Here is a 1,789-nt window from a genome sequence, read left to right as displayed (position 1 = left end):
CTAGTTCTAGTTCTAGTTCTCGTTTCAGTTTTAGTTATTTAGCATTGCTGCTTGGCAAGGTTAAGATGATGCTGTCACCTGTATGGGTATCAATTTTTTCATCGGTGATAGTGGGAAAACCATGCTCCAATAACGGCGTAGGCGTGCTGGCTGGCACCACTTTAGCTTTCGCGCTATAGATGGATTTAAGGCCGGAGGTTAATGATAAATAGTAACCTTCATGCTGGTAGCCGAGCATTTCTTTAAAGCGATCAAAGTCAGCATCTACTGGCAGTGAGACAATGTATTGACCTAAATCTGTCACTGCTTGATAGCGCTGCGCTGGCACGGCGGCATTAAACAACTGCTGACAGATCTTGTAAGGCGTGGCATCGACAATGACACCATCAGGCAGATTATTTTTACTCAGTTTGAGCAACTGTGACTGATGATAATCCGTGCCATTAAGTGAATAGCTATACACTTTCATTCCTAGTCGCTGAGCGCGTTGTTTTACCCCTGAGTTTTGCATGTAGCTGCGAATATCAAGGTGGATCCCTGAGTTGTAACCCAGTTTTGCTCTTAGCTTTTTGAGTGCATCAGTGCTGGTGTGATCTTGATAACGGGAGCGATATCGTTTGGTACCATAATTGCTAGCGCGCTCAATATTAGAGTGATTTTCTAGATAGTAAGCATCGTTACTTGCGCCTTTGCGTAAGTCGCTGCGCAAGATATCAATGCTGGTAGGGTGACCACCTTGGACAAAGCCCAAGTAAACAATAGGGTTTATGCCTCGCAATTTCACTAAGGTATCTTGCTCAGACGATGAGAAGTAATAGCCTTCGTGGCCGACGTACTTTCTGAGCATATTATCTAGCTCAAGCAATTTTTGGCCATTGGCTTTTGACTTTATTTCTACATTTAATTTTTGATTTGGCAGTCGCTGGGCGGCGAATATTTTAAAGGACTCTTTAGCGGTGATCGGCCGCTCATTGAGTAGATTGTTATTATGCTTGTCCCGCAGTTTTAGCCGTTTAAACTCTTTAAGGTTCATGCGTTCCAGTTTGAAACGCTCACCGGTGTAATGCACAGTGGCGCGGCCAGTTTGGCTGTCATGGTGATTTACCCAAGTGCCATCGCCCAGCAACATGACATCAATTTCAACACTGTTGAAGTTATCGTTAAGTGCGGCAGAAATTGCATTGTAACTGCTTTCAGGCTGGCGAAAATCACCACGATGGGCTGAAATATCAATTTGGCATTGCGCTGTTGATAGCATCTTAATATTGCCGTTACTGGCAAGATATAAATTACGATCGCCTAAGGCCAATTGAGTATCGACAATATCTTTGCCGTGAGTTGCAGCATCATAGGGCAAGTGGCTCAGTTTTTTAGGGGTGACATGCACAGTTTTCACTGGCTCTGGAGTCGATTTACAAGCTGAAAGAATGAAAAATGAGCTAAAAAGAATAGAATAAAGTAGTAGGGTACTTAACTGGCGGCTTGGCATAACTCATTATATAAATTGGCTAATTTTGCTATTTTATACCGTAATCTAAAGGTTAAGACAATAATAACCATAACTTTAACAAGTGTGTCAGCCCCAAAGAAGTTTTTGATTCACTTTACTGAGGCTTTAGTTGGTTTTGATACATTTTTTGTAGGACCGTTAGGGCCTGTTTGGCGAATGATTGACAACCCATTATAAGTTTTAGCCATAAAAAAACCGTGAAGATGTTGTTTAAAAATGAGTGACTTTGCCAAAATATCGAGCTTGTGATTGAGAAGGGCTTGGATGGTTAAGGTCTTG

Annotated in this window: 2 protein-coding genes; both read right to left on the bottom strand. The window is 42.1% G+C overall.

Going from position 1 to position 1,789, the window contains the following annotated elements:
• Positions 1-34: 34 nt before the first annotated feature.
• A complete protein-coding gene (locus BCU91_RS13760; protein WP_102531725.1) occupies positions 35-1,489 on the bottom strand; it encodes a glycerophosphodiester phosphodiesterase family protein in 1,455 nt (484 codons plus the stop codon).
• 110 nt (positions 1,490-1,599) lie between these two features.
• Positions 1,600-1,789 (bottom strand): hypothetical protein (locus BCU91_RS20450; RefSeq protein ID WP_206747625.1); only part of this gene is annotated, 190 nt, incomplete at its 5' end.

The sequence above is a fragment of the Shewanella sp. 10N.286.52.B9 genome (genome assembly GCF_002873635.1).
Classification (GTDB): domain Bacteria; phylum Pseudomonadota; class Gammaproteobacteria; order Enterobacterales; family Shewanellaceae; genus Shewanella.
This window is presented reverse-complemented; position numbering and strand designations above follow the sequence as displayed.

Excerpts from the sequence above, each read along its gene's own strand:
- BCU91_RS13760 (WP_102531725.1), bottom strand. The coding sequence starts at position 1,489 with ATGCCAAGCCGCCAGTTAAGTACCCTACTACTTTATTCTATTCTTTTT.